The organism is Mesorhizobium sp. M4A.F.Ca.ET.050.02.1.1 (assembly GCF_003997725.1).
Taxonomy (GTDB): domain Bacteria; phylum Pseudomonadota; class Alphaproteobacteria; order Rhizobiales; family Rhizobiaceae; genus Mesorhizobium.
In genome coordinates, this window is sequence record NZ_RZSG01000034.1 from 1 (window position 1) to 20,716 (window position 20,716).

Annotated in this window: 21 protein-coding genes and 1 pseudogene; 17 read left to right on the top strand and 5 right to left on the bottom strand. The window is 62.2% G+C overall.

Annotated features, from left to right (window positions below; genetic code table 11):
• Window positions 1-1,314 (bottom strand): alpha/beta hydrolase (locus EOA33_RS04850; RefSeq protein ID WP_145989069.1); only part of this gene is annotated, 1,314 nt, incomplete at its 3' end.
• Window positions 1,315-1,484: 170 nt separating this feature from the next.
• On the opposite strand from EOA33_RS04850, the gene EOA33_RS04855 reads away from it, so the two are divergent.
• Complete coding sequence (locus EOA33_RS04855; RefSeq protein ID WP_127405105.1) at window positions 1,485-1,826, top strand: hypothetical protein; 342 nt, start codon at window positions 1,485-1,487, stop codon at window positions 1,824-1,826.
• A gap of 28 nt (window positions 1,827-1,854) precedes the next feature.
• Here EOA33_RS04855 and EOA33_RS04860 read toward each other — a convergent pair whose 3' ends face one another.
• Window positions 1,855-2,127 carry a hypothetical protein gene (locus EOA33_RS04860; protein ID WP_127286337.1) on the bottom strand — a complete coding sequence of 91 codons (273 nt, stop codon included), beginning with the start codon at window positions 2,125-2,127 and terminating at the stop codon, window positions 1,855-1,857.
• Window positions 2,128-2,308: 181 nt separating this feature from the next.
• On the opposite strand from EOA33_RS04860, the gene EOA33_RS04865 reads away from it, so the two are divergent.
• From EOA33_RS04865 to EOA33_RS04885, 5 genes are all read left to right on the top strand, one after another.
• The gene (locus EOA33_RS04865; RefSeq protein WP_127405106.1) at window positions 2,309-3,313 is read left to right on the top strand and encodes a LacI family DNA-binding transcriptional regulator; all 1,005 of its coding nucleotides are present in this window, start codon (window positions 2,309-2,311) and stop codon (window positions 3,311-3,313) included.
• 283 nt (window positions 3,314-3,596) lie between these two features.
• A complete protein-coding gene (locus EOA33_RS04870) occupies window positions 3,597-4,388 on the top strand; it encodes a 3-methyl-2-oxobutanoate hydroxymethyltransferase (RefSeq protein ID WP_127405107.1) in 792 nt (263 codons plus the stop codon).
• Window positions 4,389-4,411: 23 nt separating this feature from the next.
• The gene (locus EOA33_RS04875; RefSeq protein WP_127405108.1) at window positions 4,412-5,419 is read left to right on the top strand and encodes a sterol desaturase family protein; all 1,008 of its coding nucleotides are present in this window, start codon (window positions 4,412-4,414) and stop codon (window positions 5,417-5,419) included.
• Window positions 5,420-5,587: 168 nt separating this feature from the next.
• Window positions 5,588-6,535, top strand: coding sequence for a substrate-binding domain-containing protein (locus tag EOA33_RS04880; protein ID WP_126055322.1), 948 nt, complete (start codon window positions 5,588-5,590; stop codon window positions 6,533-6,535).
• Window positions 6,536-6,599: 64 nt separating this feature from the next.
• The gene (locus EOA33_RS04885) at window positions 6,600-6,914 is read left to right on the top strand and encodes a MocE family 2Fe-2S type ferredoxin (RefSeq protein ID WP_127405109.1); all 315 of its coding nucleotides are present in this window, start codon (window positions 6,600-6,602) and stop codon (window positions 6,912-6,914) included.
• A gap of 169 nt (window positions 6,915-7,083) precedes the next feature.
• On the opposite strand, the gene EOA33_RS04890 is transcribed toward EOA33_RS04885, so the two are convergent.
• Window positions 7,084-7,383 carry a hypothetical protein gene (locus EOA33_RS04890; protein ID WP_126055320.1) on the bottom strand — a complete coding sequence of 100 codons (300 nt, stop codon included), beginning with the start codon at window positions 7,381-7,383 and terminating at the stop codon, window positions 7,084-7,086.
• 236 nt (window positions 7,384-7,619) lie between these two features.
• Here EOA33_RS04890 and EOA33_RS04895 point away from each other — a divergent pair, with 236 nt between their 5' ends.
• From EOA33_RS04895 to EOA33_RS04905, 3 genes are all read left to right on the top strand, one after another.
• Window positions 7,620-9,005, top strand: a complete 1,386-nt coding sequence (locus tag EOA33_RS04895) for an amidase family protein (RefSeq protein WP_127405110.1) — start codon at window positions 7,620-7,622, stop codon at window positions 9,003-9,005.
• Between the two features lie 189 nt (window positions 9,006-9,194).
• Window positions 9,195-10,094: a VOC family protein gene (locus EOA33_RS04900; protein ID WP_126055318.1), complete on the top strand. Its 900-nt coding sequence runs from the start codon at window positions 9,195-9,197 to the stop codon at window positions 10,092-10,094.
• A gap of 32 nt (window positions 10,095-10,126) precedes the next feature.
• Entirely contained in the window at window positions 10,127-10,729 is a 603-nt protein-coding gene (locus EOA33_RS04905; protein ID WP_126055317.1) for a sulfotransferase family protein, read from the top strand.
• A gap of 76 nt (window positions 10,730-10,805) precedes the next feature.
• Here the strand turns inward: EOA33_RS04905 and EOA33_RS38860 are convergent, their stop codons facing one another.
• Together EOA33_RS38860 and EOA33_RS04915 are read right to left on the bottom strand one after the other, a co-directional pair.
• The gene (locus EOA33_RS38860) at window positions 10,806-11,036 is read right to left on the bottom strand and encodes a hypothetical protein (protein WP_126055316.1); all 231 of its coding nucleotides are present in this window, start codon (window positions 11,034-11,036) and stop codon (window positions 10,806-10,808) included.
• A gap of 113 nt (window positions 11,037-11,149) precedes the next feature.
• Window positions 11,150-11,452, bottom strand: coding sequence for a hypothetical protein (locus EOA33_RS04915; RefSeq protein WP_126055315.1), 303 nt, complete (start codon window positions 11,450-11,452; stop codon window positions 11,150-11,152).
• Window positions 11,453-11,688: 236 nt separating this feature from the next.
• On the opposite strand from EOA33_RS04915, the gene EOA33_RS04920 reads away from it, so the two are divergent.
• The 8 genes and pseudogenes from EOA33_RS04920 to EOA33_RS04955 form a co-directional block, all read left to right on the top strand.
• Complete coding sequence (locus tag EOA33_RS04920; RefSeq protein ID WP_127405111.1) at window positions 11,689-12,831, top strand: helix-turn-helix domain-containing protein; 1,143 nt, start codon at window positions 11,689-11,691, stop codon at window positions 12,829-12,831.
• A gap of 420 nt (window positions 12,832-13,251) precedes the next feature.
• Window positions 13,252-14,880, top strand: coding sequence for a bifunctional diguanylate cyclase/phosphodiesterase (locus EOA33_RS04925; RefSeq protein ID WP_245455504.1), 1,629 nt, complete (start codon window positions 13,252-13,254; stop codon window positions 14,878-14,880).
• 178 nt (window positions 14,881-15,058) lie between these two features.
• On the top strand, window positions 15,059-15,532 hold the full coding sequence (locus EOA33_RS04930; protein WP_245482236.1) for a ubiquinone biosynthesis methyltransferase UbiE: 474 nt from the start codon (window positions 15,059-15,061) through the stop codon (window positions 15,530-15,532).
• Complete coding sequence (locus EOA33_RS04935) at window positions 15,529-16,707, top strand: class I SAM-dependent methyltransferase (protein ID WP_126055312.1); 1,179 nt, start codon at window positions 15,529-15,531, stop codon at window positions 16,705-16,707. The genes EOA33_RS04930 and EOA33_RS04935 overlap by 4 nt, the downstream gene beginning before the upstream one ends.
• On the top strand, window positions 16,704-19,070 hold the full coding sequence (locus tag EOA33_RS04940) for a SpoIIE family protein phosphatase (protein WP_127405112.1): 2,367 nt from the start codon (window positions 16,704-16,706) through the stop codon (window positions 19,068-19,070). The genes EOA33_RS04935 and EOA33_RS04940 overlap by 4 nt, the downstream gene beginning before the upstream one ends.
• Before the next feature lie 3 nt (window positions 19,071-19,073).
• Window positions 19,074-19,634 carry an ATP-binding protein gene (locus EOA33_RS04945; RefSeq protein ID WP_189347531.1) on the top strand — a complete coding sequence of 187 codons (561 nt, stop codon included), beginning with the start codon at window positions 19,074-19,076 and terminating at the stop codon, window positions 19,632-19,634.
• 18 nt (window positions 19,635-19,652) lie between these two features.
• A complete protein-coding gene (locus tag EOA33_RS04950; RefSeq protein ID WP_126055310.1) occupies window positions 19,653-19,991 on the top strand; it encodes a hypothetical protein in 339 nt (112 codons plus the stop codon).
• Window positions 19,992-20,281: 290 nt separating this feature from the next.
• Window positions 20,282-20,716 (top strand): annotated as a pseudogene (locus tag EOA33_RS04955) (DNA ligase); the annotation flags it as partial.

A 20,716-nucleotide genomic window follows, 5' to 3' on the forward strand; every position in this document is an offset into this window, starting at 1 on the left:
GTCTTCGGACAGGGAGGGCGCGGCGTTGAGCAGTTCGGCGGGCTTGCCCCACTGCCGCTCGACGGAGGCCAGGTCCTCGTCCACCTGCTCGGCGGTTCTCGCCCAGGGATAATCCTTCGACCATGTGCCCCTGGCATAGGTTCCGTTGAGCACCAGCGCCGCCGTGCGCTCCGGATAGGTGGCGGCGAACAGCATGCACATCGGCCCGCCCTCGGAACTTCCGAACAGCACCGTGCGCTTCGAGCCGACCGCATCCAGAACGGCGCGTACGTCTTCCATCCGCTCCTCCAGCGTCGGCGGGCCGACATTGCGGTCGGACAGACCGGTGCCGCGCTTGTCGATGCGGATCAGGCGCGAGAAGGTTCCGAGCCGCCTGAGCACATGGGCGTAGCGCGGCGATCCCCAGGCAAGATCGAGGTTGGAGACCCATCCCTGGACGTAGAGCAGATCGACCGGCCCGTCACCGGTCATCTGGTAGGCAATATTGATCCCTGCCGATTTGACGTAGTGGGTTGGCGCAGCGATGGGCACGCTGCCCTCCGTCCCGGTCGCCGGAATCTGCAGCGAATGATGGGACGCCGATTTCGTTCGCCGCGCCCGCAACGTCTCGTACAATTGGCGGGTTTCCGGTTCAGGAGCCAAGGCGAGATCGCGCTCCAGTGCGTCGCGGCAAAGCTCGTACTGTTTCAGCGCGAGATTGATCCGGCCCTGGGCGGCAAAGGAGCGCATCAGGGCGCGATGGATGTCTTCACGCAGCGGCTCCATGGCGAGCAGCCGCGCCGCCGCGCGCGCGCAGGATGCAAAGTCGTTTGCCGTGCCGTATTGCGTGACCAACCTGTCCAGCGCCGCAACGGCCATCATCCGCAGGCGCTCGCGCTCGACCCGCAGCCAGTCCTCGAACGGCTCCTCCTTCAGGCCGTGGCCGTCGAGAAGGTCGCCGCGATAGACCACAAGCGCCTGCTCCAGATCCTCGATCGAGCCGCTTGTAGCCAGCGCCTCGAAACGAGCGACGTCGAAATCGAAGTCATCGAGGTGAAGCGCAATGTTGGCCCCCTCGGTCAGAAAGCGCCCGCCGCCCGACCTCTGCATTGCCTTGCGGACGGCCGACACGGCTTGCCTGAGGCTCATTCGCGCCTGCGTTTCACCGTGCAGGCTCCAGAGCAGGGCAGCCAGCTTCTCGCGCGATTGGGCTTGTCCTGCCTGCAAGGCAAGATAAGCCACCATCGCGCGTGCCTTGCGGCTGAAGGCCGGGGCCGCCGCCCCGACGCCGGCAAAGTCGAAACCACCCAGCAGATAGAGGTGAGGTCCGGTCATCGGATCCGCCACAGCCACGATGTGAGGTCAATCCTTTCGCTTAGCTCACTCTATTTCAACTGTTATTGGGCCGGCGGGGCGTTTTTCACGATTCCATCACGCTGGTTGCCACGCATTCCTCACGGCGCTCGGGGAGGCTGTCCGCCCTGAAGCTCTTTCAGGAGGATACCATGCGACATCCCGCTTTGACCGAATGGCCCATCTGGCATGACGATCCCTGGAACGATCAGCAAGGGTATGGTGCCCTGCAGCGTCACGACATCGCCCTGGCCCGCTACCTCGCAAAGCAACAAGCCGACCGGGCATCCGTCGTGCGCCGGCTCGATCTGTGGGCCGCCATGACCCGTGCCGCAATGCTGGTCGCGGGCGTCGGACGCACTTTCTTCCTGATCCGGCGGCCATGCGACCGAAATGTCGGCCCGGCAAACAATGCCATGTCGCCGATCAACTCCATCGCCCTGACGCTGTTGAAGAGCCACGCCGAGTTCAGCAAGACATTCTGGGGCCGATGAACGCGCTCGAAGCCAGGGCGCGTCGCGGCTATCCCTTTTCTTCCACCAGGATCACCAGCGATTCCGGTACGACGCCGTCGAACTCCATGGCATCGGCGGCTGCCTTGCTCTGCATCAGGGCGGCCAGCTTGTCCATGTCTGGGACGTCCATCATCAGCGCCACCCGGTTCGGGTTCTGCGGATCGACGAAGGTGCGGATGTTGGTGATCCCGAGCGCGCCGAAAATCTCCTTGCGCTTCGGCGATGTCAGCCAGTGCTTGGCGCCTTTCGTGATATTGTGATGGCCGATGATCGTTGGCATTTCAGACCCTCCCGGGGGTGATGCCCGACGGATCGAAATCGCCCGTCTGGCGCAATTTCCGCGAGCGCCAATCAGCGCCGTTTCCATTGGGCTGTCAATTGGCATTCGCTGATGGAACGGCACCTTCTCCCGCAAGGGCGGAAGGATTAGGCTTCGCGTCGCTGCAGCGGGGAGCCTCGCCATTCCAAAGCCCACATTCCTCGAGATCGCCCGCCGTGCCGGCGTCGGCACGGCAACCGTCGAGCGCGTGCTGAACGGCAGGGGCGGAGTGCGGCCCGAGACCGTCGAGAAGGTGGTGGCGGCGGCGCGTTTGCTCGACTATCCGCGCCGGCTGCCCGAGGCGCATCGCGGCGTCATCCGCATCGAAGTGATCCTGGTCAGGCCGGACGCCACCTTCTTCGCGCGGCTCTCGCGTGCCTTCGAGCGCATCGCCGCCACGCTTGACCGCTCGATTGCGGTTCACCGCACCTTCCTCGATGAGGCGAACCCCGCAGAGATCGCCGCGCGGATCCTCGATGCGGAGATGCGCCGCGCCGGGCTGATCCTCGCCGTGCCGGACCATCCACTGGTGAGTGCGGCGCTCCGCAAACTCGAGGCGGACAACATCCCGACGGTGCAGATCGTCACCCAGATATCGGGCACCCGGAGCACCTATGTCGGCATCGACAATTACGCCGCTGGCCGTACGGCCGGCCTGCTGATGGCGCGCATGCAGCGTCGGCCGGGCAAGGTCGTCGCCATCTGCCACAGCCAGATCTACCGCGTCCACCGCGACCGCGTGCGCGGCTTCTTCGATTATCTGATGGAGACCGGCGACGGGTTCGAACCGGTGGCGGCGCTGTTCGGCTTCGACGATGGCGACCGCAACGCAGAGCAACTGCACGAGGCGTTTGTGCGTTGGCCCGACCTTGCCGGCCTCTACAATGCCGGCGGCGCCAACACGGCGCTGAACGAGGTGCTGCGCCGCCACCAGAGGGGCCGCGACATCTTCTTCGTCGGTCACGAATTGACCGAGCGCAGCACGCGCGCCTTGCGCGAGGGCACGATGGACGTCGTTCTCGACCAGTCGCCGGAAGCACAGGCGCGCCGCGCCATCGACCTTGTGCTCGCGGCGCTGAACCTGCACGACCTGCCGGTCGACAATCCGCCGATCCGCTTCGTCACCTTCACCGCCGAGAACCTTTGATCTGATTTGATCAAGGAACCGCGAGCCTTCGCCGCCGTCACGGTGCTAACTCGCCCGTGAACGGAAGGGCGATGGCATGTGAAGTTCGCCCCCTCATCCGGTCGCTTCGTCCGCAGCTTTGGCCGTTTCGGAGAAGAAGCGGGCGCCGGCGCCGATGATCTCCCTCTCCCTTTTGGGAGAGGTCGGATGGCTCCGATCTGTCCTTCACAGATCGGCAGGCAATCCGGGTGAGGGGGCTCTTTCCCACCTGCGGTCGTCCGCCCGCGAACGGGAGGATGCATTGGTGACGAGACGGCTGACAGTCAGCGACCTGCAAAGCCAGAAGGGCAGCCGCAAATGGCTGCAACTGCATGTCGACACGCCGGCCGAAGCGGCCGCCGCGGTAGCCTGCGACATCGTCATCCTGTCCTGCGAGCCCGACCACAATCTGGAATTGATCCGCCAGGCGGCACCCTTCGCCTTCCTCTCCGTCGGCATGCCGCACGGCGCGGTCGCCTCGCCCGATGAGGCGGTGCGGCTTGGCTTCGCCATGATGAAGCGCGGCGCCGATGCGGTCTATTGCTCGCATTCGCCGCGCTTCATCGAGGCTATGGCGGCCGAGGGCATCCCGGTCACCGGCCATGTCGGCCTGGTGCCGAACCGCGCCACCTGGACGAATTTCCGCGCTGTCGGGCGCACGGCGGAAGAAGCCTTCAAGGTGCTGCGCGCGGTAAGGGACATCGAGAATGCGGGTGCGGCCTGCGTCGAGGTCGAAGTGGTGCCTGTCAGGCTCGCCGAGCACATCACCCGCTCGACGCCGCTGATCACCATGGGCATGGGCTGCGGCAGCGCCTGCGACACGCAGTATCTGTTCTCCAGCGATGTGCTCGGCACCCATGCCGGCCACTATCCGCGCCACGCCAAGCGCTATGCCGACTTCCTCACGCTGGAGGCCGAGCTGCAGGAAAAGCGCATCGCCGCCTTCCGCGCCTTCGGCCGCGACGTCGCCGGCGGCAGCTACCCGGAAGCGAAGCACCAGGTGGACATGGACGATGCCGCCTACGACCGCTTCCTCACCCTCTCTCAAACTTTGTGAAACCGGGGCCTGTGAGATCAGCCATGGACGACTTGCAATACGGCACGCGCAACAAGCGAGGCGACTGGGCGCCGAACGAGCCGGCCGGCACCGCGCCGCTGTTCGTCTTCCCACCGCGGCCGCCGGCGGTGCTGAAATGGCTGCCGAGCTATTTCCTGCCCTACAATGTGCTGTTCGCGCTTTCGGCCGTGGCGTGGTGGCATTTCGTGCTGCCCGACGCCGAGGTGATGAAGACGCTCTCCGTCGGCTGGATCCTGCGCCTGTTCCTCGTCAACTGCGCGGCGCTGCTCGTCTTCTTCGGCGTTTTCGAGCTTCGACTCTACATTCTGAGGGCCCAGGGCAACCGCTTCAAATACAACGGCAAATGGCCATCGGAGCAGAAAAGCCAGGCCTTCTTCTTCGAGAACCAGAACCTCGACAACATGCTGCGCACCTTCGGCACCGGCATGCCGATCTGGACGGCGATCGAGGTGGCGCTCCTCTACGCCTATGCCAATGGCTACGTGCCGTGGCTGACGGTTGCCGAGCATCCCGTATACCTGTTCTGCCTGGCGCTGGTGGTGCCGATCATCCACGAGACGCACTTCTTCCTGCTGCATCGGGCGATCCACTGGCCGCCGCTCTACAAATGGGTGCATTCGGTGCACCACAATTCGGTCAACCCGTCGCCCTGGTCGTCGCTGTCGATGCATCCGGTCGAGCAGCTCGGCTATCTCGGCGTAGCGCTCTGGCACCTGATCATCCCGTCGAACCCGCTGCTCGCGCTCTACCAGCTCCACTATGCCGGCTTCGGCGCGATCCCCGGCCATGTCGGTTTCGACAAGGTCGAGCTTGGCGAGAACACCAGCGTCGATAGTCACGCCTACATCCACTATCTGCACCACAAATATTTCGAGGTGAACTACGGCGACGGCCTCATTCCGTTCGACCGCTGGTTCGGCACTTTCCACGATGGCAGCAAGGACGGCGAGGCCCGCATGCAGGCCCGCTACGAGAAGAAGAAGGCGCGCGCCAACGCCGCCGCCAAATGACGCCCGAACAGACAGTCACGTGAACGGCCTCGGCCGTTCGCTGCTGAGATGGCCCTGGGCCATCCACCCAGTGAGAAGGCCTTTGGCCTTCCACATAAGCCATCCCGCAAGGGCCGGAAAATCAAGAAGCGGAGTGACCCGGCGCTCCAGTCCAAAGGGAGGAAACCCGTGAAGAGACTTCTGTTGTCAACCGCGCTCGCCGCCATGATGTCGATGCCGGCAAACGCATTCGCCGCCAAGATCGGCGTCTCGATCGTCAACTTCGACAACAATTTCCAGACGCTGCTGAAGAACGGCATGCAGGCCCGCGCCAAGGAGAAGGGCGCCGACATCCAGGTCGAGGATGCCCAGAACGACGTCGCCAAGCAGCTCGACCAGGTGAAGAACTTCATCGCCAGCGGCGTCGACGCCATCATCGTCACGCTGGTCGACACCAACGCCTCCAAGACGCTGAGCGAGGAGGCCGCCAAGGCCGGCATTCCGCTGGTCTTCGTCAACCTCGAACCGTCAGACATGGCGAACCTGCCGGAAAAACAGGTCTATGTCGGTTCCAACGAGGTCGAGTCCGGAACGCTGGAAGCCTTCGAGGTCTGCAAGATGCTGCGCGCCAAGGGCAAGTCGGCAGGCGCCAATGCCTACATCGTCATGGGCAGCCTGGTGCATCAGGCGGCGCTCCAGCGCACCAAGGATGTCGAGCAGGTCTTTGCCACCGACATGTGCAACTTCATCAAGGTCACTGACAAGCAGTCGTCGGAATGGTCGCGCGACAATGCGCAGAACCTGATGACCAACTGGCTGACCGCCGGCGCGGCACCTGATGCCGTGATCGCCAACAATGACGAGTCCGCCATCGGCGCGATCCTGGCGCTCAAAGCCAACGGCATCGACATGAAGGACGTCGTCGTCGGCGGCATCGACGCCACGCAGGACGGCCTGCAGGCGATGAAGGCCGGCGATCTTGCGGTGACGGTGTTCCAGAACGCCAACGGGCAGGGCGGCGGCGGCGTCGACGCCGCGCTCGCGCTCGCCAAGGGCGAGAAGGTCGACCGCGTCGTCTACGTGCCGTTCGAGCTGGTCACGCCGGCCAACGCGGCCGAGTACATGAACAAGAACTGATCCCAGGACTGGGCCTCCGGGTGACCCCGGAGGCCTGCCGCGATCGAATCTTACGGTGAGAAAAATGACCAGCTGGATCAAGGCGTGCGGCCTCGACGACATCGAACAGGAAGGCGCCCGCCGCTTCGACCATGAGGGCCGGACTTACGCCGTATTCCGCTCGCCCGACGATGAGGTGTTCTGCACCGACGGCCTCTGCACGCATGAGGCGGTCCACATCGCCGACGGGCTGGTGATGGACTACGAGGTCGAATGCCCGAAACACTCCGGCGCCTTCGACTACCGCACAGGCGAAGCCAGGCGCCTGCCGCCTTGCATAAATCTCAGGACCTATCCGGCGAAGGTCGAGGCGGGAGAGGTAATGGTGGAGGTGGGGTGAGGCGTTGAAGCTGCCATCTCCCCCCTTGTGGGGGAGATGCCCGGCAGGGCAGAGGGGGTCGGTTCGACTGGGCTCTACCTCCTGCGGCGGATCAAGGCTGGCGCTCCACGCGCGGCGACCCCCTCTGTCGCCTTCGGCGACATCTCCCCCTCAAGGGGGGAGACTGGCCCTAAATCCCCGACCCGTCCAGCAGCGGCACCTCGTCGCCCTCCCACGGGCTCGGCATCGAGCCTCTTCCGGCTGATGGTAGCGGCATCCAGCATTTCAGTTCCGGGTCGGCATATTCGACCACGCGGCCCGGCTGGGAGTCGGAGGAGCGCCAGCCTTCCTCGCCATGCTGGTCGGCGCGCGACCAATAGGCCATGTCGACCTCGGCCGGCCCCTGCTCGGTCGGCCGCACCGTGACCAGGATCCGGCTGCCATCCCTCGGCGCGCTTGCCATGTTGCGCCAGCGATCGGGCTCGTCCATTCGCATCTCCTCCTGCTACTCTTTCCGCCATCGTGCGGCGTGGCGGCAGGCCATTGTTGTTCGTTTTCCGCCGGAAGGCCACACAAGATCGACTGAACCACCGAACTTTCCGGCCCCTCACCGCATCCTGTCGTTTGTGGTAGGATGAGGGCAGGGGAAAAGGCCATGGGGCAACCCGATTTTGATAGGCTGCCGTGCTGGCGATTGGCGAAGGCCAATCCGGGGAGGATGCGCGCATGACAAACGCCCTGACCGCCGACACCACCTTCCTCACCGCCATGCAACTGGCGGCCGCGATCCGCGAGCGCCGCGTCAGCGCCAGCGAGGCGATGGAGGCGCAGCTGGAGCGCATCGCCGCCGTCAACCCGCTGCTCAACGCCATCATCACGCTTGACGAGAAGGCGGCGCGCGAGGGCGCGAGGGCCGCCGACGATGCCCTGGCGCGCGGCGAGGCCGTCGGGCCGCTGCATGGCGTGCCGGTCACCCTGAAGGACGGCCACGCCACGGCGGGCATGCGCACCACGGTCGGGCTGACGGCCTGGGCCGACCATGTACCGACGGCCGACAGCACGATTGCCGCGCGCTTGCGCAAGGCGGGCGCTATCATCATCGGCAAGACCAATGTGCCACCCCGGCTGCGCGACCTGCAGACCGTCAACCCGATCTTCGGCCGCACGAGCAATCCCTGGGACGTCGCCCGCACGCCGGGCGGCTCCAGCGGTGGCGCGGCGGCGGCCGTCGCGGCCGGTCTGGTGCCGCTGGATATCGGCAGCGATGCCGGCGGCTCGATCCGCGTGCCGGCGCATCTGTGCGGCATATGCGGCTTCAAGCCGACGCAATCGACGGTGCCGATCACCGGCAGTTATGCCGATCCGCCCGACCTGCCGCGCAGCTTCCGTCTGCTGTTCGACATCGGGCCACTGGCGCGCGATGTCGACGACCTCATCCTTGCCCACCGCGTTATTGCAGGCGCCGACGGGCAGGACACCGAGGTGCCGCCGGCAGCAACCGACGAGGCGCCCGAGCCGCCGCTGTCGCGGCTGCGGGTCGCCTTCGCGCCCGAATTCCCGGGCGTGCCGATCGCCCGCGACATCGCCGATGCGATTACCGGTTTTGCCGGCGCGATCGACGTCGCCGGCGCAAAGGTGGGCGAGGCCCTGCCGTCGCATGACTTCGCCGCCGAACGGGCGCTGTTCTCCGACTTCATCACCTGGTACTCGCAGGCCTTCCAGGCACCGCTGCAAGACTCGCCAACGCTCGCCACCTATCTCGCGGCGCTCAACCGGCGCGACGACTTCATCCACGCCTGGGAGCGCTTCTTCGGCGACTGGGACGTGCTGGTGTGCCCGGCAATGATGTGCACCGCCTTCAAGCATCGCGAGACGGGCACGCCGATCCCGGTCGACGGCGTCGAGACGCCCTACTGGACGGCGCTCAGCCATGCCTGCCGTTTCAACCTGACCGGCCATCCGGCCGCCGTTATCCCGATCGGCCTCGACCGCGATGGCCTGCCGATCGGCGCCCAGCTTGTCGGCCGTCGCCACTGCGACCTCAGGCTGCTTGCCGCCGCCAAGGCGCTGGCGAGGCTGACGGATGGGTATGTGCGGCCACCGGGGATATGAGGGGGGGAGTAGGGGAGTAGGGCAGTAGGGCAGTAGGGCACTAGGGCACTAGGGCACTAGGCACTAGGCACTAGGCACTGGGGAGCATCAGAGCCATGCCTCCGTTACTCCCCTACTGCCCTACTCCCTTACTGCCTTACTCCCCTCCATCTTGCTGACAGCCATATCGTTCACAGCTAATATTCGCCGATGAGCGAAGGATTGCTGGCAGGCGCCACTCATCTCGGGCCGGTTCATCTGAGGGTGGTCAACATCGCGGCGGCCTTGCCCGTATGGCGCGATGCGGTCGGGCTCTCGCTGCTTGGCGAGGATGACGCGGTGGCCGGGCTCGGCGTCGACGGCAAGGCGCTGATCGTGCTGCATGAAGGTGCTGCGGTCGCGCTGCCACAGAAGGCGCGCGATCTCTTCCATGTTGCCATCCATGTCACGACGCGCCGCGACCTTGCGCATGCCGCCGCCCGGCTCAAGGCTTCCGGCCTCAGATACAGCGCCCAGGACCATTTGGTCTCGGAATCGCTCTACGTCTCCGATCCGTCGGGCAACGGCATCGAGATCTGTTTCGACACACCCGAACGCTTGGCCGGCAGGGAGGAGACGACGGACGGCCGTGTGCTGCTCCTCGCCACGGACGGCAGCACGCATTCGGGGCTGGAGCCGCTCGACCTTGCGAACCTGTCGCGCTCGCTTGGCGATTCCGGCCGGATCGAGCCGCGGCTGCCGGCGGATGCCTTCATTGGCCACATCCATATGCGCGCCCGCTCGCCCGAAACGCTGATGGCGTTCTATGTCGACGTGCTCGGCTTCAGGCCGCACATCCAGTCGCGCACCTTCGGTCTGTTCGATTGCGGCACCGATCGGCGCCGCCACATGGTCGCCTTCAACATCTGGACCCGCGACGAGCTGACCGAACCGCCGCCCGGCGCGGCCGGGCTGGAGCGCTTCACGGTCGTGCTTGCCGGCGCCGACGAGCTTGCCGCTGTGGCGGGACGGCTCGGCAAGGCGGGTGTGCCCTTCGCCGAGGCGGCCGGCAGGCTGGACTGCGCCGATCCGGAGGGCAATCGCCTGCGGATGGTGGTGGCCGGCATTTGATACACGTGGTCCAAACGCGGGGAGGGGCGGAAATGTCGATCAAGGTCATCGGCACCGGCTTTGGCCGGACCGGAACGGATTCGATGCGCGAGGCGCTGACCATCCTCGGCTTCGGCCCCTGCCATCACATGTCCGAGGTCATGGCCAAGGAGGAGCAGAAGCGGCTGTGGCGCGCGCTGGCGAAAGGGGCGGCGCCGGACTGGAAAGAACTGTTCTCGGGCTACAATTCCTGCATGGACTGGCCGTCGGCGCACTATTGGCCAGAGCTGATCAAGGCCTATCCGGACGCCCGCGTCATCCTCACCTGGCGCTCGCCGGAAAGCTGGTGGGAAAGTTTCGAAAAGACCATCCTGGCCGGCATCGGCCAGATCGAGGACCAGGACGCGCTCGGCCTTACCCTGATCGCCAGGCAGGTGTTCGGCGGCCGTCCGCACGACCGGGCGCATGCGATCGCCGTCTACGAAGCCAATGTCGAGGCAGTGATGGCGGCCGTACCGCGCGAGCGGCTGCTGGTCCACCGGCTGGGCGACGGCTGGCAACCGCTCTGCGCCCATCTCGGCGTTCCGGTGCCCGACCAGGCCTATCCCAACCGCAACAACACGAAGGAATTCCGTTCGGCGTTTTCGCTGAAATAGGCACCGAACTCTTCAGGCGATGGCGAGATCGACGTCAATTCCGGACGGAAAACCGCTGCACTTTCCCGGAATTGCTCTAATGCGCAGTTCCCGCGACCTTTCGCCAGCGAGACCTGACCGCCTCCAGCAGTTCGCGCTCGCCGGTGTGGGCATTTCGAAAAATGGCCACAACCATTTCCGCCAGAATTTCGGTATCCGGCCCCAAAGGGTCGAGATGTTCATCCACGCAAACCTGATCGAACACGCGTTCGCAAATGGCCAGATCGTGCGGGCAGAAGCAGGTGTGATTGAAGCGCCGACGGGGCATTTGAGCGAACCTTTCAGGGCCCGCCGCCCGTGCTTGCGGCGGGCTTTTACTGAGGAACTGCCGAGGCGATGAAATGCCCGAGTAACAATATCGGCAACAGTATTGTCATACGACTACTCTGGGCCAGGCAACTGCATCGTTAGCAGGCCCAAGATCCGCGCGCACTCGTGGGCCTTGTACTGCCCAGCAATCATCAATTGATAGTAATCACGCCGTTTTTCTTCCGGGACACGAAAGCCGCGTCGAAATGCGGCCGCCTCCTTTGGCGTCCTGGTGCAGCCGAGTTTGCTGGCGCTGACCTTTAAACTCGCCAGGGAGCATCCGATCTTGGCCGCAATATCTTTCAGGGGTTCATTGTTAACGTACCCGTCAAGAATGATCTTGCGGCGAGCTTCCGCTTTGAGCTTTGCGTTCATCTCGTGGCCTCCTCAACTTCGCTTTCACGATGCCGGATTCTATACGCACCGGGTTGAAGAGTGTCGTTATCGTCACATCCATAAACTTGTCTCGGAATGCATTTCTTACTGTAATCCAGCGTGATGATGGCCGCTTCTGTGGACTTGAGTTCCGCCAGTCTTGCCAAGTGCCTGTGATACACCACATGATTGACGTGGGCGCATGGGTATACCGGATTCGGATATGGTACCCTGCGATGGATGCTAAGAAGCAGGACGAGGCGCGTTCGAGGCAGGCGCCGGAGCGTGAGCGACGTCGTTGGCCGCGCGAAGCTCAACCTCACCATGAGGTTGCCGGGTCACTGGCGCCGGCGCTCGACCCCTTGCCATTTTCAACGCTCGATCTGGCGCCAGAGCATCAATTCGCCGCTTGGCAGGCGCATATGGCACCGCTTGTCGAGGTCAGGCTGCCGGATGACAAATCGCTCGACGACGGCTTTCCCGCCGAGCATACGGCCTGGAACTTCGGCGGCATGCTGATCGTCCAACAGCGTGCACCAGCGCATAGCTATATGCGTTCCGCCGCCAAGCTTCGGTCGAGTTCGATCGATCATTGGTATATCGCCTTGCCACGTACTGGCCGGTCGTGGACGGAGGTCGATCGTCGCGTTGCGGAAAACGAGCCCGGCAAATTGGAGATCAGATCGCTTGGCTACCCGTTTCGCGGGCGGACAACGGAATCCGAAAGTCTCTTTCTCTATTTGCCGCGTGATTTGTTCGCCGATGCGACGGCAACCCTGGATGCAAAGAACAATTCAATTCTGTCCGGCAACTTTGCCAACCTCTTGCTGGACTACCTCAACAGCATAGAAGCAAGGCTGCGCAGTCTCACGGCTGACGATCTGCCTCGTATCGTACACGCAACGCGCAGCATGATCATTGCCTGCCTCTCGCCCCAGGCGGAACATGCGGCAGCCACCGAACAATTGGTGAGTGTCGCGCTGATGGAGCGGGCGCGTCGATACGTCCACAACAATCTGGATGCGGCCAATCTGACGCCGGATTCAATGTGCCGGGCGCTCGGCGTCTCGCGCTCCCGTCTCTATCAGTTGTTCGAGCCGAGCGGTGGTGTCCTCCACTACATACAAAGTCGCCGACTTCTGGCAGCCCATGCTGCGCTTGGCGATCCGGCGGACAGCCGGCGCATTGTCGATATTGCGGAAGCCGTCGGGTTTAGCTCAGCCGCCAATTTCAGCCGGGCATTCAGCAAGGAATTCGGTTACAGCCCCCGCGAAGTCCGAAGTTCCGTGGCGTTGCCGCGCCTCGCCCAGTCTGTCTCGCTTGCTGAACACCACAAGGCCCCGTCCTTTGAAGGTTGGCTCAAGGCGCTCGGAAGCTGAGTCCAGGGTCAAAACGGGGCTTGCCGGGGGGGGAGGCTGCTTCGCCTCATGGCGCACAATATTTCGAATCGCCACCACCGCGCCATCAGTCACATAGCTAAATTGCCGCCGATTTCCGTTTATTAACGAATCGTAACTGTTCATCGTTATCGATAACTTGCCGCCAATCCAAGCGCCGCATGCATCGCAATTGCGCTGCATGCGGCGCTTGTTAAGACAGTGAGCTGAAAGTTTTGCCAAGCTTGACGGTTATGCTATTTCTAAACTGGGGGACGTGGAAATTTTCACCGCCTATGGAGGTGGCTCTTGCGCCCAGAGGCATCAGGCGTCGGTACGGAGAACGAGGGGCTTTCCTCAAGCGATGTTCCACGTGCCGGCGAGGCGCTTCTCCCAGACCTTTTGGCGAACACGACCGAACTTATGTCGTTCTATGATCGCGACTTCCGTCTGACGCACTACGCAGCCAGCCTCAAACGCATATACGGAAGCGCGGTGGCGCTGGGCGCCGCCATCTGGGAGATCTACCCGAGCTTCCTCGATGCGAGCTGTCGCGACGAATTTCTTCGGGTGTTCCAGGGCGGTTCTCCGGCAAGCATCGACTTGCCGCGATCGGCGGGCGAAGCGCCCCGGTCCGTTTTCGTCTTCGGCACAGCAGATGGTGCGGGAATCATCGAATCAAGGGAGCGCGGCGGACGGAGCGCGGCGGATGAGCAGGAGCATGTAATTCTGCTCCATCAGGCGACGCACGACGTGCTGACCGGACTGCAGAATCGGCGGCGATTCGGCGAGCGGCTGCAGCAAGCGCTGACGGTCATAGGCGGATCAAAGCCGAAGGCCGCCTTGCTGCAAATCGACCTTGATGATTTCAAAGCGGTCAACGACACGCTCGGCCATGGAGCAGGTGACACGCTTCTTCAACTTGCGGCAGGTCGAATTCGTGACGCGCTGCAGGACGGCGAATCCGCCTACCGGTATGCCGGCGATGAGTTCGCCGTCATTCAATTGGGCAAGGAGCAGCCCGCGGAAGCCGAGCGCCTCGCCGGATCGCTGGTCAACGCGTTCAAGGAGCCGTTCGTCATCAACGGCATTCCTGTCTTCGTCGGCTCGAGTATCGGAATTGCTCTCGGGCCGGAGCACGGGACCGATGGCGAGCAACTGATGAAAGCCGCCGACATTGCTCTTTATGCAGCCAAGACAGATGGACGCGGCTGCGCTCGAACGTTCAACCGCTCGATGCTGCTCCTGCTCGAGCAACGCGAAAATCTGAGGCGCAGCCTTCGAACCGCGCTGGAGCGGAACGAGCTTTATTTGGAGTATCAGCCGCTCATTCGGCCTCCTTCGTCGGTGATCGGCTTCGAAGCGCTGCTGCGGTGGCGGCACCCCGAGATCGGCGTCATTCCACCCAGCGTGTTCATACCGATCGCCGAAGCCGACGGTCTGATGGATGAGATCGGTCGATGGGTGCTCGAGCAAGCCTGTCGCCAGGCATTGAGTTGGCCTTCTTCGCTGACGGTCGCAGTCAACCTGTCGCCGGCTCAGTTCCTCAGCGGTTCGCTGACAGATACCGTCGCTCAGATCATCGACGAGGTTGGAATTCGAGCCGACAGACTTGAACTTGAGATAACCGAGACGGTTCTTCTTGAGAGGACAATCGACAATATCGACACGTTGAATACTCTGAACGTATTGGGAATACGAATTTCGCTCGACGATTTTGGAACATACTATTCATCATTGAGCTATCTTAAGAATTTTCCATTCGACACTTTGAAGATTGATCAATACTTCATCGCGGACCTGGAGACCGATCTCAAAGGCCAGACGATCGTGCGATCGATCATCAATCTGGCGCACGGCTTGGGAATAAGCGTCACCGCCGAGGGGGTTGAGACGTCGGCACAGGCACGGTGGCTGATCAAGGAGAATTGCGATTGCCTGCAGGGCAATTTCCTCGGCCGGCCGCTCGGCGCCGAGGCAACAAGCGATTTCATCAGGAGGTCCCCGCCGAAGGGGATACGGGCGATGGAGGGATCAAATCGGGCAGTGTAGCGCCTTGCACCCTTTGTAAAGTGGAGAGTGGTAAAAAACAACGAGGCCGGTGCCGCGCAATTCCTGCGTGTGCGGAACCTGCTCATCGCGCTACCAGGCTCAACTACGGATGGAATAAGAGAGGACGCCGATGGGATCCGTTCATCATGACTTGGCTGGCGAGCCGACTTTCGAGCCGATGATCCAGATCGACATGGAGATCAGGACTTTCGTCTCCGCCTGGAGACACTGCGACTACGTCTCGACATATATGGCCCGCATGATCAGTCAAAATCGATCCGACTCGGTCCGCCATTCAAATCTCTTTTCCTCTGCCTTCAACGAATTGCTGGAAATCGCCTTTCGTACGCGCCATGCCGACGGCGAACTGGCGTGCAGGGTGTCTCGCCATGGCGCGACGGACCGGATCGAACTGACATTTCCTTGCGTGCCGGAGGAGCGCCAATTCTACGAGGAAGCCGTAAGCCAGGTCACGGGATACGAGGCCAGGGAACGATACCTTAATTCTGTTTCCGGAGATCTCGCGCCCAGCCGGGAGGTCGTACTGCTGGAACTGGCTGTCGACTACAACGCGACGCTCAGGGTCGAGGAAGCCGACGGCGATGCGATCACACTTATCGTGGATCTTCCGCTTGAGGGCCTGCAACATTGAGCCCTTACAACCTTCTCCCGCGCTTCAAGGCGCAATACGACGCCAACAACCAGGAGTTCTCCATATCGGGGGTGGTCCGGCCTCAGGCGATCGATGAGCTTGGGACGAGCCTGGCATTGCTTCGTGATGCGATCGGCCGTGTGCGCGGCGTTCTCTATGTCAACGTCAGGCGCCTGACGCAGATGAACAACGCTGCATTTTACGCCTTCTCGAGGATCATCATCGACGCCTGCCGCGCTCGACCCGATCTCAAATTCGTCGTCATCACATCAAGCGTCGTTGGATGGACCTCGCGAAAATTCGGGCGCTTGAGCAAAATCGAACCGAACATCACGGTCGAGCAGTATGACAGCCAATTCTATCCGGGACAGGGCTTCCTTGAGGAAGGCGGTTTTGTTCCAATCCTGCGCACACAGACAAAGATGACCTGGCGCCACGAGCGCGCGATCTTGCCGCGACACGGCATGAGGCCTGGGATCGTCATGGCCGACATCTGTTGCGGGATCGGTGATTTCGCCGTGCTCGTGCAGAAGGAGTTCCAGCCATCGCGGATCGTCGCCCTCGACCACTCCATATCAAGCCTGAACTATGCTCGACAGGTGATGCAGGAATTCGACATCCGGGGTATCGAATATACCTATGGCGATGCGTCGGAAATGCTGCTCGACGAAGCGCAGTTCGATTTGGTCACCTGCCGACATTCCCTTCAAATCTTCAATCGACCTGAACTTATCCTCAAGGAGCTCTACCGCATTTGCAAGCCAGGCGGGCGGGTTTACATTACCAACGAGAAGAATTCGCACTGCCTCGGCGAGCCGCGCGCCGAAAGCATTCGTTGGACCTACAACGAGGTGGCGAAGCTGTTCGGGCATTTCGAGATGGACGTCGAACTTGGGCCCAAAAGCAGGCGATACCTGCTCGAAACCGGATTCGAAGACATCCGTGTCGAGACCTTCATGGTCACCAACCTGGACGGCGACCCGCAGGACTTCGCCGATGTCATTGTAGCCTGGGCGGATGTCTATGCAGGCGAGATGGCGACCAGACGTGGCGACGGACCGGAGTTCGTTGCACGGTTCCGGCAGGGCTTCCAGGACCACATTTTCGCTGCGCTCCACCCCAAGGGTTACGCGGGCTGGCCGATCTGGGTCGCATCGGGGCGGCGACCGCAATGAAAGCCGACGCTGAGCCTACACCACGCTTCGGCATGCGCTCCTTTCGAGCGAAATTCGTACTGGTCGTTGGTGGCGCGGTGCTGTTCGACCTCCTGATGAGCGGTGGCCTGGCGCTTTGGAACGTTCAAAAGCTGTCGCGCGATGCCACATCGGAAGTCGGTGAGGGCCTGACGACCGCAAACCAGGAATACATTCGCTCCTATGCCGAATCGACGGCCTTAAGTGTCGACCTGCTGCTCGATCGCGTTCACGGGGACGTCAAGGCCTTGGCCGGCATGCTGCAGGCCCAGATCGACGACCCAGGCAGGCAGCAACAGGTCGGAGCGACACTGTCGCATCAGGCGCCCGGCTCCGTGAAGGTCGTCTACGACGCCAAGGGCGATTGGGCGCAGAATCTGCCGGGATCGCCATCCGTGATAAGTGTCTGGGGCTACCTATTGGGGGCCGACCACAATCCATTGCCGGGCGTCGAGAAGGAAATAGAAGACAGTACCGTGATCGATCTCGTCGCGCCGACCCTCATGGCCAGCGGGGCGTCCAAACTGCAGATGTACTATATTGGTCCAAAGGAACGGCCGATCTTCAGGACGGTGCCCTATACGGACCAGGCACAGACCTTCGACCGGCTCTATCCGGGCCACAACAAGGCGGAGTTCTGGGAGTTCTTCTTTCCGGGAATCTATGGGTCGTGGCAGCAATGGGCCAGGGATCCAGCCTCCCGTCCGGTCCCTGACGACATAACCCAGACAGCGCCTTACACCGATGCAATCACGGGAAAGCTGATCGTCAGCTTTTTCCAGCCGTTGTGGACGCAAGATCGCACCGGTATCGCCGGTACGGCGGGGGCGGATATCACGCTCGATCAGCTCGCGGAAGTCGTCGAACGTGTGAAAATCGCCGAAACCGGGTTCGGCTTCCTCACAATGTCGACCGGCAACGTGGTGGCGATCAATCCGTCGGGCCAGGCGATCATCGGCCTGACTTCATCGAGCGATGCAGGCACGCAGGGCGTCACCGGCCTGGAGAGGTCGCTGCGTGGCAGCACGCAGCCCGCCATCGCGTCGCTGCCCCTCGACCAGAACAATGACGGTGTCATTCAGCATATCCTGCTCGACAACAACGGCGAACGCGTCCCCTACATTGTCGTCCTCAAGAGGTTGAAGCCGACCAATCTGTGGAGTTCGGGACCGATCAAGTCCGAAATGATGTCGGTCGGGATCGTCGTCCCCGAACGGGAGATCTATGCGTCTCTCGTCGCCGCGCAACAGAGTATTTCCCGCGCAACCAATCGTATCCTGATCTTCCAGGTCGCCGCGATCGTCGTTTCGCTTCTGATTGTCTTTGCGGCCGTGCTCGGGATTTCGAAGCGCATCACCGCCGGCCTCAGGTCGCTTGCCAGCGCCGCCCAGCGGCTCCAGTCCAAGGACTATTCCGTGCGCGTGAGCATTCCAACGCGCGACGAGGTTGGAGCGGCAGGCATCGCCTTCAACCGCATGGCTGAGGAGATCAGCTTTCATACCGAGAACCTCGAGCAACTCGTCGACGAACGAACCAGGGAGCTCGGCGACGCAAATCTGGAGATTTCCGCGCTCAACGAAAAGCTGCGGGACGAGAACGTCCGCCTCGGTGCCGAACTCGCGGTAGCCCGGCAGATCCAGATGATGGTCTTGCCGAAACCATTCGAACTCGAAGCGATTCCGGGGCTGGAGATCGCAGCCTACATGCGGCCGGCCGACGAGGTCGGCGGGGACTACTACGACGTCCTGCGGAACGGATCGCGGGTCAAGATCGGCATCGGCGACGTGACCGGCCATGGTCTCGAGAGCGGCGTGCTGATGCTGATGGTCCAATCGGTTGCGCGCGCGCTGCAGGAGACCAACGAAGCGGATCCGCACCAGTTTCTGAATCGGCTGAACAAAGCAATCTACAAGAACATCGAGCGGACCAACACCGACAAGCATCTCTCGCTGGCCTTTCTTGACTTCGAGGATGAGCGGGTAACGCTATCCGGCCAGCATGAGGACGTTCTCGTCGTGCGCGCGGATGGGGAAGTCGAACGCATTGATACGCTTGATCTGGGTCTGCCGGTTGGTCTGGAGAGCGACATCTCGCAGTTCATCGACACGCGTGACATCCAGTTCGGGAGCGGCGACGTGATCGTGCTGCACACCGACGGTGTGACCGAGGCGGAAGACCAAAACAAAAGACTGTTCGGGTTCGAGCGGCTCTCCCAGAGCGTGCAAAGACGTCACGGCAGGAGCGCCGAGGAAATCAAAACCGGTATCATCGACGATCTGATGGCCCATATCGGAATCCAGAAGATCCACGACGACATCACCCTAGTGATCATAAGGCACACGTAGGCAATGACAGCGCTATTCGGTACCCCTGACATTGCAATCGGGATGAGGGAGAACGTCAGTCGCGTGCGGCTGTTCGACGGACCTCTCGACCTGAGTTGGCGTCATTGCGCAACAACCTCGGACTTCATCGCCGATCTTTTCGCGTTGCGCTTTCAGTCGTCTCGCAATGACTACATGGAAGTGCGTCATAGCATCGGATATCTGGTCAACGAGCTCATCGAAAATGCTGTCAAATTCCGCGCGCCAGGTGAGATCGTGATCGAGGCGTCGATGGATTCGGAATGCTTCAAGCTCAAGGTGTCGAATGACGTCGACGGTCAAAACGTATCCGAATTCCAAAGTCTACTGGCGGACATCACGGTTGGCGATCCCAAGGACCTGCTGATACAGCGAATAGAAGCGAATGCCGCGAACCCCGACATGTCGGGCTCCGGGCTCGGACTGCTGACTTTGATGAGCGACTATGGCGCACGCCTGGCCTGGATATTCAGCTCAGCGGACGAAAGCGATCGGGTTTGCCTGGAGACATATGCCTCCATACCGATCTCGCAAACTCAAAACTAGATGAAACGAAGCCAGGCTATGGAAATCAAAACCGACGACTACCGCGTGTGGATTGAAGGAAGCGATATTTTTTTCGACGGTTCAATGCGGCTCGCCAGTTCACAGGCCGGCGCGCCTATCATGGCTTTGGCGACCGGCGTTCTTGCCACAAATCCCGCGTCCATTACGCTCAATTTGAAGGACCTTCACTTTCTCAACTCTTCCGGCATCAACCTGCTTGCGAAATTTACCATCGAGGTGCGCAAGCATCCCGATGTTCGACTCGTCGTGCGCGGAACGCCCGACATACCCTGGCAATCGAAATCATTGCCGAATCTGAAGAAGCTGCATCCGGCCCTGGTGCTTTTGATGGACTAGGGCCTATTGGCTTTCAGGCCGGCATCACCGGAAGACCAACGCCCGAATTGTCCAAGGGACTGAGTGGGGCCTGCGGCAATCCTGGATGGCACAGGCCAGTCGGGACGGCGCTGGAGCGCCGTGCCGAGCAAGATATGTACGCCAGGATAAGTATTGGGATGCGAAGCTAACGACAATCCGGCCTCGTTCGTAGATGTTCGAGATGGCTTAGCGGGGGCTCGGCCACAGTGGCTTAGCGGGGGCTCGGCACAGGCGGCAGGCGTTCCGGTTGGGGGGATGTCCGGCTGCCTGTGCCGATCAGCCGCCGCTGGCGGTCAAAGGTGGCGTCATTGAGTAAGCGAGCCAAGGTCAAAAGCGGCCGGCTGGAGTTCATTCCGCCGCAGATCCCGACACGGGTCGAGCAGCCGCCCGAAGATGAGGGATGGGTTCACGAGGTCTATCTCGACGGCTACCGGACGCAGATCATCATCGACAGTGGCGGCGTGCGCCTCTACAGCAAGAACGGCCGCGACTGGACCACGAAATACTGGCCCATCGCGCTGGAAGTCGAGCTGCCATGCCGGGCTGCCATTATCGACGGCGAGGTCATTGTGCCAGGCGAGCAGGGCGCTCCCGATTGCCCTGCGCTGGAAGCCGCGATTTGGAACGAGCCGAGCCGGCTGGTGTTCGTCGCGTTCGACATCCTCCATCTCGACGGTCGCGATCTGGCCTCCTTGCCCCTGCTG

Bases quoted from the DNA above. Each gene is read 5' to 3' on its own strand.
- EOA33_RS04920 (WP_127405111.1), top strand. From the start codon at position 11,689: ATGGATGCTAAGAAGCAGGACGAGGCGCGTTCGAGGCAGGCGCCGGAG.
- EOA33_RS38860 (WP_126055316.1), bottom strand. From the start codon at position 11,036: ATGCCCCGTCGGCGCTTCAATCACACCTGCTTCTGCCCGCACGATCTG.
- EOA33_RS04860 (WP_127286337.1), bottom strand. From the start codon at position 2,127: ATGCCAACGATCATCGGCCATCACAATATCACGAAAGGCGCCAAGCAC.
- EOA33_RS04895 (WP_127405110.1), top strand. From the start codon at position 7,620: ATGACAAACGCCCTGACCGCCGACACCACCTTCCTCACCGCCATGCAA.
- EOA33_RS04900 (WP_126055318.1), top strand. From the start codon at position 9,195: ATGAGCGAAGGATTGCTGGCAGGCGCCACTCATCTCGGGCCGGTTCAT.
- EOA33_RS04945 (WP_189347531.1), top strand. From the start codon at position 19,074: ATGACAGCGCTATTCGGTACCCCTGACATTGCAATCGGGATGAGGGAG.
- EOA33_RS04915 (WP_126055315.1), bottom strand. From the start codon at position 11,452: ATGAACGCAAAGCTCAAAGCGGAAGCTCGCCGCAAGATCATTCTTGAC.
- EOA33_RS04950 (WP_126055310.1), top strand. From the start codon at position 19,653: ATGGAAATCAAAACCGACGACTACCGCGTGTGGATTGAAGGAAGCGAT.
- EOA33_RS04930 (WP_245482236.1), top strand. From the start codon at position 15,059: ATGATCCAGATCGACATGGAGATCAGGACTTTCGTCTCCGCCTGGAGA.
- EOA33_RS04855 (WP_127405105.1), top strand. From the start codon at position 1,485: ATGCGACATCCCGCTTTGACCGAATGGCCCATCTGGCATGACGATCCC.
- EOA33_RS04885 (WP_127405109.1), top strand. From the start codon at position 6,600: ATGACCAGCTGGATCAAGGCGTGCGGCCTCGACGACATCGAACAGGAA.
- EOA33_RS04905 (WP_126055317.1), top strand. From the start codon at position 10,127: ATGTCGATCAAGGTCATCGGCACCGGCTTTGGCCGGACCGGAACGGAT.
- EOA33_RS04925 (WP_245455504.1), top strand. From the start codon at position 13,252: ATGTCGTTCTATGATCGCGACTTCCGTCTGACGCACTACGCAGCCAGC.
- EOA33_RS04940 (WP_127405112.1), top strand. From the start codon at position 16,704: ATGAAAGCCGACGCTGAGCCTACACCACGCTTCGGCATGCGCTCCTTT.
- EOA33_RS04875 (WP_127405108.1), top strand. From the start codon at position 4,412: ATGGACGACTTGCAATACGGCACGCGCAACAAGCGAGGCGACTGGGCG.
- EOA33_RS04890 (WP_126055320.1), bottom strand. From the start codon at position 7,383: ATGGACGAGCCCGATCGCTGGCGCAACATGGCAAGCGCGCCGAGGGAT.